The following is a 14,437-nucleotide window of genomic DNA, read 5'->3' as shown; positions in this document are numbered from 1 at the left end:
GATACGGTCTTGCCGATTGCCGACGACTACGTTGAGGTGAAGTAGAGATGCCGTTGACCCCCGAGGACGTGCGGAACAAGCAGTTCACGACCGTCCGCCTCCGAGAAGGCTATGACGAGGACGAGGTCGATGCCTTCCTCGACGAGGTCGAAGCCGAACTGACCCGGCTGTTGCGGGAGAACGAGGACCTGCGCGCCAAGCTGGCCGCCGCGACGCGTGCCGCCGCCCAGAGTCAGCAACAAGGCATGCGCAAGCCTCCCGAACAGCAGGAGAGGCCAGGCGCACCCGTGCCCGCCGCCATATCGGGACCGCAGCCGGTGCCGCCCGGCCAGCAGCAGCAGATGGGTGGGCCGCCCCAACTTCCGGGCGGTGCCCCGCAGCTGCCGGCCGGTCCGATGGGCCAGAACGGCCCCGGACCGATGCAGCAGGGTGGCCCCGGCCCGATGGGCCAGAACGGTCCGATGGGTCAGAACGGCCCCATGGGTCAGAACGGCCCGATGGGTCCCGGCGGTCCCATGGGTGGCCCGATGGGCGGTCCCGGTGGGCCCGGTGGCCCCGGCGGTCCTGGCGGCCCCGGTGGTCCGCAGCTGCCGCAGCCGGGGCAGGGTCCGGGCGGCGACAGCGCCGCGCGCGTGCTCTCGCTCGCGCAGCAGACCGCTGACCAGGCGATCGCGGAGGCCCGTTCCGAGGCCAACAAGATCGTCGGCGAGGCCCGCAGCCGCGCCGAGGGCCTGGAGCGGGATGCCCGCGCCAAGGCCGACGCGCTGGAGCGGGACGCGCAGGAGAAGCACCGTGTGGCGATGGGCTCCCTGGAGTCCGCCCGTGCCACGCTCGAGCGCAAGGTCGAGGACCTGCGCGGCTTCGAGCGCGAGTACCGCACGCGGCTGAAGTCGTACCTGGAGAGCCAGCTGCGCCAGCTGGAGAACCAGGCCGACGACTCGCTCGCCCCGCCGCGTACTCCGGCGACCGCCTCGCTGCCGCCGTCCCCGTCGATGAGCGGCTCCATGGCCTCGGCCGGCGCCGGCACGATGGGCGGCCACACCATGGGCGGCAACCAGTCCATGGGCGGCCACGGTCAGAACGGCGGAGCGCCGTCCTACGGCGGACAGCAGCAGATGTCTCCCGCGATGACCCAGCCGATGGCACCGGTGCGGCCGCAGAGCCCGCAGCCGATGCAGCAGGCGCCGAGCCCGATGCGGGGCTTCCTCATCGACGAGGACGACAACTGACGCGGTACGCATAGCGCGCGGCGTTCGGCAATCACCAGGGCCGGGCCCGGGAGCGGCAAGCTCCCGGGCCCGGCCCTTTGCCGTGCGGGTGGGACGCTTTCCCCTGCCTGCCCCTTGTTCGGGACGTCGCGAGCGCCGGACGGGCTGGTTCCAGCCCGTCCGGCGCTCGCGGGGTGGGGTACCGAACCCCGTGCGGTATTACGCCTTGCGAAGGCGGAAAGTGAGGCCCAGCGGGGTGTCCGTGAACTCCTCGCCGTAGCCCTCCTCCCCGTCGCCGGAGGCGAAGTCGGTCGCGAGGACCTCGTCCGCGATCAGCTCGGCGTGGTCGGTGAGGGCCTGGCGGAGCTCCTCGTCGGCCGACCGCCAGCGCAGCGCGATCCGGTCGGCCACGTCCAGTCCGCTGTTCTTACGGGCCTCCTGGATCAGCCGGATCGCGTCACGGGCGAGACCCGCGCGGCGCAGCTCCGGGGTGATCTCCAGGTCGAGGGCGACCGTGGCACCCGCGTCGGAGGCGACCGACCAGCCCTCGCGCGGGGTCTCGGTGATGATGACCTCGTCCGGGGAGAGGGAGACCTGCTCGCCGTCCACGGTCACCGACGCCGTGCCCTCGCGCAGCGCCACCGACAGCGCGGCCGCGTCCGCATCCGCGATCGCCTTGGCGACCGGCTGGGTGCCCTTGCCGAAACGCTTGCCCAGCGCGCGGAAGTTGGCCTTCGCGGTGGTGTCCACCAGCGAGCCGCCGACCTCGCTCAGCGATGCGAGCGAGGAGACGTTGAGCTCCTCCTCGATCTGGGCGCGCAGTTCGGTGCCGAGGGATTCGAAGCCGGACGCGGCGACCAGCGCCCGCGACAGCGGCTGGCGCGTCTTCACACCGGACTCCGCGCGGGTCGCGCGCCCCAGCTCCACCAGGCGCCGCACCAGCGCCATCCGCTCCGAGAGGACCGGGTCGATCATGGACCGGTCCGGCTCCGGCCAAGTGGCCAGGTGCACGGAGGCGGGCGCCTCGGGGGTCACCGGGACCACCAGGTCCTGCCAGACCCGCTCGGTGATGAAGGGCACCAGGGGTGCCATCAGCCGGGTGACCGTCTCGACGACATCGTGCAGGGTGCGCAGCGCGGCGGCGTCGCCCTGCCAGAAGCGGCGGCGGGAGCGGCGCACATACCAGTTGGACAGATCGTCGACGAAGGCCGACAGCAGCTTTCCGGCGCGCTGGGTGTCGTACGCCTCCATCGCCTCGGTCACCTGCTCGGTGAGCGTGCCCAGTTCGCCCAGCAGCCAGCGGTCCAGCAGCGGCCGCTCGGCCGGGGCCGGGTCCGCCCCGGACGGCGCCCAGCCCGAGGTGCGGGCGTACAGCGCCTGGAAGGCGACCGTGTTCCAGTAGGTGAGCAGCGTCTTGCGCACGACCTCCTGGATGGTGCCGTGCCCGACCCGGCGCGCCGCCCACGGCGAGCCGCCCGCGGCCATGAACCAGCGCACCGCGTCCGCGCCGTGCTGGTCCATCAGCGGGATCGGCTGAAGGATGTTGCCCAGGTGCTTGGACATCTTCCGCCCGTCCTCAGCCAGGATGTGACCGAGGCAGACCACGTTTTCATACGAGGACTTATCGAAGACGAGCGTGCCGACCGCCATCAGCGTGTAGAACCAGCCGCGGGTCTGGTCGATGGCCTCGGAGATGAACTGCGCCGGGTAGCGCCGCTCGAAGAGCTCCTTGTTCCGGTACGGGTAGCCGTACTGCGCGAACGGCATCGAGCCCGAGTCGTACCAGGCGTCGATGACCTCGGGCACCCGCTCGGCCGTCAGCGAGCAGCCGTCGGCGGCGCAGGTGAAGGTGATCTCGTCGATGTACGGCCGGTGCGGGTCCAGTCCGCTCTGGTCGGTGCCGGTCAGCTCGGAGAGCTCGGCGAGGGAGCCGACGCAGGTGAGATGGGACTCGGCGCAGCGCCAGATGGGCAGCGGGGTGCCCCAGTAGCGATTGCGCGACAGCGCCCAGTCGATGTTGTTATTGAGCCAGTCGCCATAGCGACCGGTCTTGACCGATTCGGGGTACCAGTTGGTCTTCTCATTCTCCCGCAGCAGCGCGTCCTTGATCGCGGTGGTGCGGATGTACCACGACGGCTGGGCGTAGTAGAGCAGCGCGGTGTGGCAGCGCCAGCAGTGCGGGTAGCTGTGCTCGTACGGCACGTGCCGGAACAGCAGACCGCGCTCCTGGAGGTCCGCCGTCAGCGCCTCGTCGGCCTTCTTGAAGAACTCGCCGCCGACCAGGCCGAGACCCTCCTCGAAGGTGCCGTCCGGGCGGACCGGGTTGACCACCGGCAGACCGTACGCACGGCAGGTCTTCAGGTCGTCCTCACCGAAGGCCGGGGACTGGTGGACCAGACCGGTGCCGTCCTCGGTCGTCACATAGTCGGCGTTGACGACGAAGTGCGCGTCGGGGATCTCCACCAGCTCGAAGGGGCGCCGGTAGCTCCAGCGCTCCATCTCGGCCCCGGTGAAGGACTCCCCGGTGACGGTCCAGCCCTCGCCGAGCGCCTTCTCCACCAGCGGCTCCGCGACGACCAGCGACTCCGCGCCGTCGGTGGCGACCACGTAGCGCACCTGGGGATGCGCGGCCACGGCGGTGTTGGAGACCAGGGTCCACGGCGTGGTCGTCCACACCAGCAGCGACGCCCGGCCCGCCAGCGGCCCGGAGGTCAGCGGGAAGCGGACGAAGACCGAGGGGTCGACGACCGTCTCGTAGCCCTGCGCCAGCTCGTGGTCGGACAGTCCGGTGCCGCAGCGCGGGCACCAGGGGGCGACCCGGTGGTCCTGGACCAGCAGCCCCTTGTTGAAGATCTCCTTCAGGGACCACCACACCGACTCGACGTACTCGGGGTTCATGGTCCAGTACGCGCCGTCGAGATCGGTCCAGTAGCCCATCCGCGTGGTGAGCTCGGCGAAGGCGTCGGTGTGCCGGGTGACCGACTCCCGGCACTTGGCGTTGAACTCGGCGATGCCGTACGCCTCGATGTCCTTCTTGCCGTTGAAGCCCAGTTCCTTCTCGACCGCCAGCTCGACCGGCAGGCCGTGGCAGTCCCAGCCCGCCTTACGGTCGACGTGGTAGCCCCGCATGGTGCGGAAGCGCGGGAAGACGTCCTTGAAGACGCGGGCCTCGATGTGGTGGGCGCCGGGCATGCCGTTCGCGGTCGGCGGGCCCTCGTAGAAGACCCACTCGGGCCGTCCCTCGGACTGCTCGAGGCTACGGGCGAAGATCTTGTTCTCCCGCCAGAAGTCGAGCACGGCGTGCTCGAGGGCGGGCAGGTCGACCTGGGCGGGCACCTGGCGGTACTGCGGCGTCATCGGGGCTCTTCTTCCTCCGGCGGACACGTGCTCTTTCCGGTTCCGTCGGAGGGACGAGAGCCGTGCGCTCCCGCGGTACCACCCTCCTTGACCGGCAGCGGGTGAGCTCCCGGCCCCCTCATTGGGATCGCGATGCCGGTTCTACTGGCCCAGGGCGGGGGTTCTTCCGGCGGCTCCGGGGTGATCCTTCACATCGCGCTCGCCCCCGGGCTCACACCGTCCCCGGGTCGCTCTGGGCCGCCTACGACGCTACTCGTCCCCATCCACGCCTTTCGCTGCGCCCAGTGTACGGGGCCGGGACGACCGGGGCCGACCGAATAAGGCGCTGCGCCGAGTGGGGGACGGCCGGCTCCGGGGATTGACCCGAATGGCGCTACGCCGGGTGCCGTGGGCACGGTCGTCACGCTGGGTCACTCCCCGGTACCGGATGCCGGACGGATTACGGCGCGCGGAGTGGGGCACAACGGGGGAGACCGGGTTGTCGTAGCGACAAGCCGGGCGAATCGGGCGGCGTGCCCCGTTGCCGCCCGCCCGGAGTCGATTTATCGTTCCGGAACGATTCGCGAGCAAGATCACAATATGTGAAGGGGCCGCGGCCATGGTGGCTAGGAAGACCGCCGTGCAGAAGAGCACGGCGAAGGCGACGAAGGCCGCGCCCGCCGAGAAGAGCGCCTCGGGCAAGAAGGCCGCGCACAAGACCGCGGCGGCCGACGGGGCCGCCGCGCAGGGCCCCGCCAAGGCCGCGTCCGCGAAGAAGAGCGCACCGAGGAAGAAGGCGGCCACACCCGCCAGGAGGAACGCATCCGCCAAGACGGCCGCGCCCGCCGAGGAAGGCGCAGCCGGGAAGACCGTGGCCGACGAGACCACGGCCGGGAAGACCACGGCCAGGAAGGCCACGCCCGCCGGCAAGGCGGTGCCCGCGAAGAAGACGGGAGCCAGGAAAGTGGTTGCGAAGAAGACCCCGGATGGTGCGCCGACCGACGAGAAGCCCACGACGACCGCGCCCCCGCTGCCCAAGGCCCGAGCGGCGGGCGCGCCCGCCGACCCCGGCGAGCTCGCGGTACGCCCCGGTGAGGACCCCTGGTCGGCCGAGGAGGTGGAGGAGGCGCGCACCGAGCTGCTGACCGAGGCCGGCCGGCTGCGCACCGAGATCCTCGCCTCCGAGCAGGCGATCACCGGGCTGATGCGCGACTCCGGTGACGGCGCCGGCGACGACCAGGCCGACACCGGCACCAAGAACATCACCCGTGAGCACGAGATGGCCCTGGCCGGGAACGCCCGCGAGATGCTGCTCCAGACCGAGCGGGCCCTGGAGCGGCTGGACACCGGGACGTACGGGCTGTGCGAGAACTGCGGCAACGCGATCGGCAAGGCCCGGATGCAGGCGTTCCCCAGGGCCACACTGTGTGTCGAATGCAAGCAGCGCCAGGAGCGCCGCTGACGCCCGTACGTGTGTGCCGTACCCTCGTCCCTCACAGGGGGAGACTGGCCCGGAGAGGTTGAGGGACTCACGTGACAGAGGCGGAGCAGGCCATCGGTACGCCGGACGCGGGGAAGGCGGAAGGGGGCGCCGGGACCAGCGCTGCCGGAGCCGGAGCCGAGGAGACCGCGGCGGACAGAGGGCGGCGGCGGGTCGGAGTGCTCCTCGGAGTCGCCGCGCTGGCCTATCTGGTCGACCTGATCAGCAAGCTGGCCGTGGTCGCGAAGCTGGAGCACCACGCTCCGGTCGAGGTGATCGGCACCTGGCTTCAGTTCGAGGTGATCCGCAACCGGGGCGCGGCCTTCGGCTTCGGTGAGGCCATGACCATCGTCTTCACAGTGATCGCGGTCGGGGTCGTCGTGGTGATCGCGCGGCTGGCCCGCAAGCTCTACAGCGTGCCCTGGGCCATCGCGCTCGGTCTGCTCCTCGGCGGGGCCTTCGGCAATCTCACCGACCGGGTCTTCCGGGCGCCCGGGGACTTCCAGGGGGCGGTGGTGGACTTCATCGCGCCCGCCCACTTCGCGGTCTTCAACCTCGCCGATTCGGCCATCGTGTGCGGCGGCTTCCTGATCGTGATCCTGTCCTTCCGCGGCCTGGACCCGGACGGCACCGTCCACAAGGACTGACCCGGCGGCGGTCCGGGGACGGGACCGGGGAGGCACCGGTCCGGCCAGGACGGGGGCGGACCGGCTGGTATCCGACGGGCGTACGAACCGGTGCGCCCGGTCCGGCATACTCGTCGGGTGAGTACGATTCCCGAGATCCGCACCCTGCCCGTACCGGACGGTCTGGAAGGCGAGCGCGTCGATGCCGCGATCGCCCGTATGTTCGGCTTCTCCCGGACCAAGGCGGCCGAGCTGGCCGCCGCCGGAAAGGTGCAGCTCGACGGCAGTGTCGCCGGGAAGTCCGACCGGGTCTCCGGGGGTGCCTGGCTCGAGGTCGAGATGCCGCGGGCCGCGCCGCCGGTGCAGGTCGTCGCCGAGCCCGTCGAGGGCATGGAGATCGTGCACGACGACGAGGACATCGTGGTCGTCTCCAAGCCGGTCGGCGTCGCCGCCCACCCCAGCCCCGGCTGGACCGGACCCACCGTGATCGGCGGACTCGCCGCCGCCGGCTTCCGGGTCTCCACCTCGGGCGCCGCCGAGCGCCAGGGGATCGTGCACCGACTGGACGTCGGCACCTCCGGGCTCATGGTCGTCGCCAAGTCCGAGCTGGCGTACTCCGTGCTCAAGCAGGCGTTCCGCGAGCGCACCGTGGACAAGCGCTACCACGCGCTGGTCCAGGGCCACCCGGACCCGCTGAGCGGCACCATCGACGCCCCGATCGGGCGCCATCCGCAGCACGACTACAAGTGGGCCGTGACGGCGGAGGGCAAGCCGAGCGTCACCCACTACGACCTCATCGAGGCGTTCCGGGCCGCGAGCCTGCTGGACATCAAGCTGGAGACGGGCCGCACCCACCAGATCCGGGTGCACATGGCCGCCCACCGCCACCCCTGTGTCGGCGACCTCACCTACGGCGCGGACCCGACGCTCGCCAAGCGGCTGAGGCTGACCCGGCAGTGGCTGCACGCCGTGCGGCTCGGCTTCGAGCACCCCGCGCACGGTGAATGGGTCGAGTTCGAGAGCGCCTACCCGGACGACCTGCGGGGGGCGCTGGACATCGTGAAGGCGGAGAGCGCGTGATCGAGGTGGTGGCCGACGGGGACCTGTCCGGCTGCTTCGCGGTGCGCCGGGAGGTCTTCGTGGTGGAGCAGCGCATCCCCGAGGAGGAGGAGATGGACGCGTACGACGCGCACGCCGTCCACCTCCTCGCCACCGACGCCGAGGGCCGTCCGGTGGGCACCGTCCGGTTTCTGCACGGCGCCGCCGCGGACAAGAAGTACGCCCACGCCGGTGTCGACGGCGCCACCACCGCCGTCCTCGGCCGCCTCGCGGTGGCCAGGGCGGCACGCGGCACCGGGCTGGGGGCCGACCTGGTCCGGGCCGTCGAGGCGGAGGCCCGCCGGCGCGGCCTGGCCGAGGTCTATCTGGAGGCCCAGACCCATGCGCTCGGCTTCTACGAGCGGCTGGGCTACGCGGCGTACGGCCCCGAGTTCGACGAGGGCAGCGGCATCCCGCACCGCGCGATGCGGCGGGCGCTGTAGCGGGCGGTGCGGTGGCAGCGGCGGGCGCGGCCCGGGGCGCCGCGCGCCCTCAGTAGTCCCGCCCCGGGCCCTGGGCGTCCTTGCGCAGCCCGTCCTCGAAGCGGGCGAAGTGTTCGTGGCGGCCGCGGCGGTCATGGCCGCGCTCGCCCTCCAGAAGCGCCTGCGGGGGCTGGGCGGCCGGGGCGGTGGCGATGCGCGGCAGGGCGTAGGGGTGGGTGTCCCGCAGCCACGTGATCATCTTCTCGCGCACCTCGCAGCGCACCGTCCACGCGTCGTCCGGGTCCCGCGCCGTGATGAGCGCCCGTACCAGGATGGTGCTCGGGGTGGTGTCCGTCACCACCAGGTTCCAGTCCCGGCCGTCCCAGGCCGGGGACTTCCTTACGATCTCGCGCAGCCGCTCCCGCATCTCCTCGACCGGCGCGCTGTGGTCGAGGTGGAAGAAGACCGTGGCCACCTTCTGGGTGCCGCCGCGCGACCAGTTCTCGAACGGCTTGCTGGTGAAGTACGAGACCGGCATGGTGATCCGCCGCTCGTCCCAGGTCCGCACGGACAGGAAGGTCAGCGTGATCTCCTCGACCGTGCCCCACTCGCCGTCCACGACCACCGTGTCGCCGATCCGCACCATGTCGCCGAAGGCGATCTGGAGCCCCGCGAAAAGGTTCCCCAGCGTGGACTGGGCGGCGACACCGGCGACGACGCCGAGGATGCCGGCCGAGGCCAGCATGGAGGTGCCGACCGTGCGCATGGTCGGGAAGGTCAGCAGCATCGCGGAGGCCGCCACCACGCCGACGATCGCGGCCACCACCCGCTGGATCAACGTCACCTGGGTGCGCACCCGGCGCACCCGCGCGGGGTCGTGCGCGCTGGAGGCGTAGCGGGAGTAGGAGGACTCCACGATGGCCGACGAGACCCGCACCGCGAGCCAGGCCGCCGCCGCGATCAGCACCAGCGCGAGCAGTCGGCCGATGGCCGTCCCGTGCTCGTGGACGACCTCCGCCTCCGTTTTGTCGTACGACCCGCCCAGCAGCGCCGTGCACACGGTCACCTGTAGCGGAAGCCGGCAGCGGCGCAGCCGGTCCCACAGGGGGGTCTCCGGGTGCCGGGCGTCGGCCCGTCGCAGCAGCCAGTCGACGGCCCAGCCGATGAACAGCGTGATGGCCAGTGAGCCGCCGATGACGACGAGCGGACGCAGCACGTCCTCCATGGACACCTACCTCATCCTTCCTTCGGGAGACTCCCGGGTGCCCTGTCCCGCCTTCCCCGGAACGGGTGCGCTCAGACCGCGACTGGCACGATGGGAGAGGACGATCCACGGAAGAACTCGCGAAAACCCACGGAAGACCCGTGGAAAACCCATGGAAGACCCACGCAAGGGGAAGTGACAGCGGTGGCCGGTACCTCGACGATTGTTCTGTTCCACTCCGCGTACGGACTGCGGCCCGCCGTGCGGGAGGCGGCCGACCGGCTGCGCGCGGCCGGGCATGAGGTGGTCGTGCCCGACCTCTATGAGGGGCAGACCGCCGACACCGTCGAGGACGGCATGGTGATCAAGGAGCGGATCGGCCGCGACGAGCTGCTGAAGCGGGCCGTCACCGCCGCCGCGCCGTACTCGGACCGCGGGCTGGTCTACGCCGGTTTCTCGCTCGGCGGCTCCCTCGCGCAGAACCTGGCGCTGGCCGACGACAAGGCGCGCGGACTGCTTCTGCTGCACGGCACCTCGGACATCGCCGACGACGCGGCGGCCGACGAGCTGCCGGTGCAGCTGCACGTGGCCGACCCCGACCCGTTCGAGCCGCACGACTGGCTCAACGCCTGGTATCTGCGAATGCGGCGGGCGGGCGCCGATGTGGAGGTCTTCCGCTACGCCGGGGCCGGGCACATCTTCACCGACCCCGAGCTGCCGGACTACGACAAGGAGGCCGCCGAGGCCGCCTGGCGGGTGGCGCTCGGCTTCCTGGCCGACCTCTGAGCGGGCCGCCGGGCCGGCGAGCGCGATCGGCGGGCGTGCCCTGTGGGGACACGCCCGCCGATCCGGCCGGGAACAGCGTCGGCCGTTACTTCTTGAGCCCGTTCTCGATGAGCGGGGTGAACTGGTCCGGGGTCATCGGCGGGTTGCCGTTGACCTCCAGCTTCTTCCCGTTGAGCTTGAAGGACGGGGTGCCGGTGATGTCCTTGGTGTCGTCGAACGACTTGGACATGGCCAGCGCCCACCGGTCGTAGGTGCCGTTCTTCACGGCCTTCTCGAAGGCCGTGTTGCCCTTCAGCTCCTTGACCTGCTGGGCGATGTCGATCAGCTTCTGGTCGCTGGCGAAGGCGTCGTCGGTCTCGTCGGGGTGGTTCTTCGGGGCGTACAGCGCCGCCTTGTAGTCCAGGAACGCCTGCGGGCTGACGTTGAGGGCCGCGCCGAGCGCGCTCAGGGCGTTCTTCGAGCCGGCGCCGGGCGCCTGCTTGTTGTCGTCGAGGAAGGTGCCCATCGTGAACTGCGCCTTGTAGGTGCCGTCCTTGATGTCCTTGAGCACGGTCTTACCGGTGTACTCCTCGAACTGGGCACAGACCGGGCAGCGCATGTCCTCGTAGACGTGCAGGGTGTTCTTGGCCTTCTCGTCGCCGATGACGACCGTCGTGCCCTGGGAGCCGCTGGTGTGGGCGGGCTTCTTGAACGCCTCCTTCTCGGCCGCCGCCCGCCACTTCTTGTTGGCGTCGTCCGAGTGCATGTTGGTGACGGCGTAGCCGATGCCGCCGGCTATCGCCAGGACCGCGACGACCGCGCCGCCGACGAACAGCTGGCGCCGCGTCCGCTCCCGCTTGGCCTGGCGCTCACGCTCGGCGCGCAGCCGTTCGCGCGCGGCCTGCTTGTTCTGGTGGCTGTTGCGGTTGCTCATGATGGATTCGATCTCCGTGGGTGTGCGTCGTCGGTGATGCGTACGGGGTGGGGAACGCTGTGCTCAGGCAGCGGCCGAGCAGGGCGGTCCGCGGCGCACCACGGAGTGCACGAGGAGGGGGAGCGCCGGCGCCGGGCGCACCGGCCGTACGGGCCGCGGGGCCGGGCGCCGGTGCGGGAGCGCCCCGGCCGGCGCCAGGCCCGCGGCGGCCAGCAGCAGCGGCCGGAAGGCGAAGGCGGCCAGGGAGCCCAGCAGACGGCCCACGGCGGCCTCGCCGCGCCGCAGCCAGGCCGAGGCGACCAGACCCACCGCGATATGCGCGGCGAGCAGCAGCCAGGGCGTGGAGGAGCTCACGGTGGCCGCCAGCGGGGTGCCGACGCCGCTCCGGGAGACCGCGGGCAGCGGACCGCCGAGGTCACCGCCGCCGCACAGGACGGTGACCCCCATGGAGCGCAGCGAGCCCGCCACGGGGCCGCCGGACTGTCCGTAGCACGCCTGCTGGCCGGTGGTGAAGATCGTGTCGGCGGCCAGCTCCAGCGGGATCAGCAGGGCGGCGATGGACCAGAAGCCCCGCTCCCGGCCCGCGAGGGCGTAGGCGAGGGCGAAGACGGCCACCGAGAGCGCGGCGACGGTGCCCAGGGGCAGCGGGACCCGCGACAGCAGGACATGCGAAGCCGAGGACAGCGTGACGCACAGCGCGGTGAAGAGCGCCGCGCGCACTGCCCTCAGCTGCGGTCCGGTGCCGTCCATACCTTCGAATTCTGCCACGTTCGCCCGTATGGACCAGGTGAAGAACCGGCCATGGCGGCCGGCTATCCGCCCTTGAGCTGCTTGTTCACCGCTTTCGTGAACTCCGTCGCGGTCACCGGGGCGGAGCCGTTCGCCTGGAGCGGGGAGCCGTCGAGCTCGACGGTGGGCGTGCCGTTCACCCCGGAGGCGTCGAAGTCGGCGATCACCTGCTTCGCCCAGGGGTCGTAGGTGCCCTCGCGCACCGCCGCCCGGAAGGAGGCGTTCGTCTTGAGCGCGGACACCTCCTGGGAGACGTTCAGCAGATAGTCGTCGTCGGCGTAGGAGTCCTTGGACTCCACGGGGTGGTTCTTCGACGACATCAGGGCGGCCTTGTAGTCGAGGAAGGCGTCGGTGCTCACGTCCAGCGCCGCCCCGAGGGCGCTCAGGGCGTTCGCGGAGCCGCTGCCGCCCATGGTCTCGTCCAGGATGGCGGCGAAGTGGAACGACACCTGGTACGTGCCGTCCTTGATGTCCTTGGCGATGGTGGGCCCGACCCCCTGTTCGAAGGCGGCGCACGGCGGGCAGCGAAGATCCTCGTAGACGTCGAGGGTGTGCCCGGAACCGGCCTCGCCGACCACCACGGTGGTGCCGCTCGGACCGGAGCTGTGGGCGGGCGTGACGAGCTTCTGCGAGCCCCCGGAGCCGTCCGCGTCCGTGGAGCCGTCGGAGCCGCCCTGGACGACATCGGCCGCGGAGTCCTTCGAACCCGTGTCCTCGTCCGTGATCACCAGAACGCCCGCGAGCGCGGCGGCGGCCACCGTCACCGCCACGACGGCCGTGAGCCCGCTCCGGCGCTGCCGGTCCGCCGGGCCGGGCGCGCCGACCGGGCCGGGCGGCGGCGGGGGAGCGGGCGGGAAGCCCGGAGGCTGAGCAGGGGGCGGCGGATGGCCCGGCTGCTGGTACCCCGGCTGCTGGTACGGATTCCGCTGCGGATTCTGCTCGCCCCCCGGCGGCTGCTCTCCAGGCCACATGCCCGGTAACGATAGAGCAGTCGGCGGGGGGCGGCGACCGTGCGGTCACCGGGGGCGGTCATGGGCCCCCTGGGCGGTCAGAGGCCGGGGATGCGGCCGTTGCGGAAGAGGTCCACGAAGATCTGGTGGTCGGCGCGGGCGCGGGCGCCGTAGGAGTGCGCGAAGTCCACCAGGAGATCGGCGAAGCCGTCCTCGTCGGCGGCGATCACCGCGTCGATGGCGCGCTCGGTGGAGAACGGCACCAGCGAGTGGCCGCTCTGGTCGTCGGCGGCCGCGTGCATGGCGGCCGTGGCCCGTCCGAGGTCGGCCACGACCGCCGCGATCTCGGCCGGGTCGTCGATGTCGGACCAGTCGAGGTCCACCGCGTACGGCGACACCTCGGCGACCAGCTGCCCCGCCCCGTCCAGCTCGGTCCAGCCCAGCCACGGGTCGGCGTGGGCCTGGAGCGCGCGCTGGGAGATCACCGTGCGGTGGCCCTCGTGGTGGAAGTACGACCGCACCTGTTCGTCGGTGATGTGCCGGGAGACCGCCGGGGTCTGCCCCTGCTTCATGTAGATCACCACATCGTTCTCCAGGGCGTCGCTGTTGCCCTCCAGAAGGATGTTGTACGAGGGGAGCCCGGCGCTGCCGATGCCGATGCCCCGGCGGCCCACGACGTCCTTGACGCGGTAGGAGTCCGGACGCGCGAGACTGGACTCCGGGAGGGTCTCCAGATAGCCGTCGAAGGCGGCCAGGACCTTGTAGCGGGTGGCCGCGTCCAGCTCGATGGACCCGCCGCCGGCCGAGAAGCGCCGCTCGAAGTCGCGGATCTCGGTCATCGAGTCGAGCAGCCCGAAGCGGGTCAGCGAGCGGGCGTCGCGCAGCGCGTCCAGCAGCGGACCCTCCGAGGTCTCCAGGGTGAAGGGCGGCACCTCGTCGTTCTTGGCGCCGGTGGCCAGGGCGTGGATGCGCTCGCGGTACGCGCCGGCGTACGTCCGCACCAGCTCGGTGATCTTCTCGTCGCTGAGCGCCTTGGTGTAGCCGATGAGCGCCACGGAGGCGGCGAAGCGCTTCAGGTCCCAGGTGAAGGGACCGACGTACGCCTCGTCGAAGTCGTTCACGTTGAAGATCAGCCGGCCGTTGGCGTCCATGTAGGTGCCGAAGTTCTCGGCGTGGAGGTCGCCGTGGATCCACACCCGGCTGGTGCGGTCGTCCAGGTACGGACCGCCGGCGCGCTCCCGCTCCACATCGGCGTAGAACAGGCAGGCGGTGCCGCGGTAGAACGCGAACGCCGAGGCGGCCATCTTCCGGAACTTGACGCGGAAGGCGGCCGGGTCGGCGGCGAGCAGCTCGCCGAAGGCGGTGTCGAAAACGGCGAGGATGTGCTCGCCGCGCTGTTCCGCCTGGGTCTGCTGGGTCGACATCGCGGAGCGCCTCCTGGGGGCATGAGGGATCTGATCGGAATGGCAGATACGACAGGGTATGTTCCGGTCCGCCGGGTGCGCGGGAGGACCGGACGCCCCGTCGGGATCAACGCCCGAGGCTACTCGTGAGTGCCGGGCTCCTGTCGGTGCGGAGGGGTAACCTTCGGTGCTGTCTCGCCTTGCCGTCATCGATTGTTCGCC

At 71.4% G+C, this 14,437-nt stretch carries 12 protein-coding genes; 6 read left to right on the top strand and 6 right to left on the bottom strand.

All coding sequences use genetic code 11. The features are described from left to right. The first annotated feature begins 47 nt into the window (after nucleotides 1-47). Nucleotides 48-1,229, top strand: a complete 1,182-nt coding sequence (locus N6H00_RS11230) for a DivIVA domain-containing protein (protein WP_268971461.1) — start codon at nucleotides 48-50, stop codon at nucleotides 1,227-1,229. Between the two features lie 198 nt (nucleotides 1,230-1,427). Here the strand turns inward: N6H00_RS11230 and ileS are convergent, their stop codons facing one another. Next, nucleotides 1,428-4,565 (bottom strand): isoleucine--tRNA ligase, encoded by a 3,138-nt coding sequence (gene ileS, locus N6H00_RS11225; protein ID WP_268971460.1) that lies wholly within the window; start codon nucleotides 4,563-4,565, stop codon nucleotides 1,428-1,430. 598 nt (nucleotides 4,566-5,163) lie between these two features. On the opposite strand from ileS, the gene N6H00_RS11220 reads away from it, so the two are divergent. The 4 genes from N6H00_RS11220 to N6H00_RS11205 all read left to right on the top strand — a co-directional run bounded on the left by N6H00_RS11220 (nucleotide 5,164) and on the right by N6H00_RS11205 (nucleotide 8,191). Further along, nucleotides 5,164-6,006 (top strand): TraR/DksA family transcriptional regulator, encoded by an 843-nt coding sequence (locus N6H00_RS11220; protein WP_268971459.1) that lies wholly within the window; start codon nucleotides 5,164-5,166, stop codon nucleotides 6,004-6,006. A gap of 71 nt (nucleotides 6,007-6,077) precedes the next feature. After that, complete coding sequence (locus tag N6H00_RS11215; protein ID WP_268971457.1) at nucleotides 6,078-6,671, top strand: signal peptidase II; 594 nt, start codon at nucleotides 6,078-6,080, stop codon at nucleotides 6,669-6,671. Nucleotides 6,672-6,788: 117 nt separating this feature from the next. Beyond that, the gene (locus N6H00_RS11210; protein ID WP_268971456.1) at nucleotides 6,789-7,730 is read left to right on the top strand and encodes an RluA family pseudouridine synthase; all 942 of its coding nucleotides are present in this window, start codon (nucleotides 6,789-6,791) and stop codon (nucleotides 7,728-7,730) included. Next, nucleotides 7,727-8,191 carry a GNAT family N-acetyltransferase gene (locus N6H00_RS11205; protein ID WP_268971455.1) on the top strand — a complete coding sequence of 155 codons (465 nt, stop codon included), beginning with the start codon at nucleotides 7,727-7,729 and terminating at the stop codon, nucleotides 8,189-8,191. Before N6H00_RS11210 ends, N6H00_RS11205 begins: the two co-directional genes overlap by 4 nt. A gap of 49 nt (nucleotides 8,192-8,240) precedes the next feature. Here the strand turns inward: N6H00_RS11205 and N6H00_RS11200 are convergent, their stop codons facing one another. Beyond that, nucleotides 8,241-9,395, bottom strand: coding sequence for a mechanosensitive ion channel family protein (locus N6H00_RS11200; RefSeq protein ID WP_268976922.1), 1,155 nt, complete (start codon nucleotides 9,393-9,395; stop codon nucleotides 8,241-8,243). A 174-nt stretch (nucleotides 9,396-9,569) separates the two neighbouring features. Between N6H00_RS11200 and N6H00_RS11195 the strand changes: the two genes are divergently transcribed. Next, the gene (locus tag N6H00_RS11195) at nucleotides 9,570-10,160 is read left to right on the top strand and encodes a dienelactone hydrolase family protein (protein ID WP_268971454.1); all 591 of its coding nucleotides are present in this window, start codon (nucleotides 9,570-9,572) and stop codon (nucleotides 10,158-10,160) included. An 85-nt stretch (nucleotides 10,161-10,245) separates the two neighbouring features. Here N6H00_RS11195 and N6H00_RS11190 read toward each other — a convergent pair whose 3' ends face one another. The 4 genes from N6H00_RS11190 to N6H00_RS11175 form a co-directional block, all read right to left on the bottom strand. Continuing rightward, a complete protein-coding gene (locus N6H00_RS11190) occupies nucleotides 10,246-11,073 on the bottom strand; it encodes a DsbA family protein (RefSeq protein WP_268971453.1) in 828 nt (275 codons plus the stop codon). Nucleotides 11,074-11,136: 63 nt separating this feature from the next. Then, on the bottom strand, nucleotides 11,137-11,823 hold the full coding sequence (locus N6H00_RS11185) for a hypothetical protein (RefSeq protein WP_268976921.1): 687 nt from the start codon (nucleotides 11,821-11,823) through the stop codon (nucleotides 11,137-11,139). A gap of 62 nt (nucleotides 11,824-11,885) precedes the next feature. Next, nucleotides 11,886-12,833 (bottom strand): thioredoxin domain-containing protein, encoded by a 948-nt coding sequence (locus tag N6H00_RS11180; RefSeq protein ID WP_268971452.1) that lies wholly within the window; start codon nucleotides 12,831-12,833, stop codon nucleotides 11,886-11,888. Nucleotides 12,834-12,910: 77 nt separating this feature from the next. Further along, complete coding sequence (locus tag N6H00_RS11175) at nucleotides 12,911-14,236, bottom strand: DUF2252 domain-containing protein (RefSeq protein WP_268971450.1); 1,326 nt, start codon at nucleotides 14,234-14,236, stop codon at nucleotides 12,911-12,913. Nucleotides 14,237-14,437: the final 201 nt, after the last annotated feature.

Origin of the sequence: Streptomyces sp. S465, from assembly GCF_026898115.1 — a bacterium.
In the GTDB taxonomy this organism is placed as follows: domain Bacteria; phylum Actinomycetota; class Actinomycetes; order Streptomycetales; family Streptomycetaceae; genus Streptomyces; species Streptomyces luomodiensis.
Note: the sequence above shows the minus strand (reverse complement) of the source record. Positions and strands in the feature narration are given on the sequence as shown.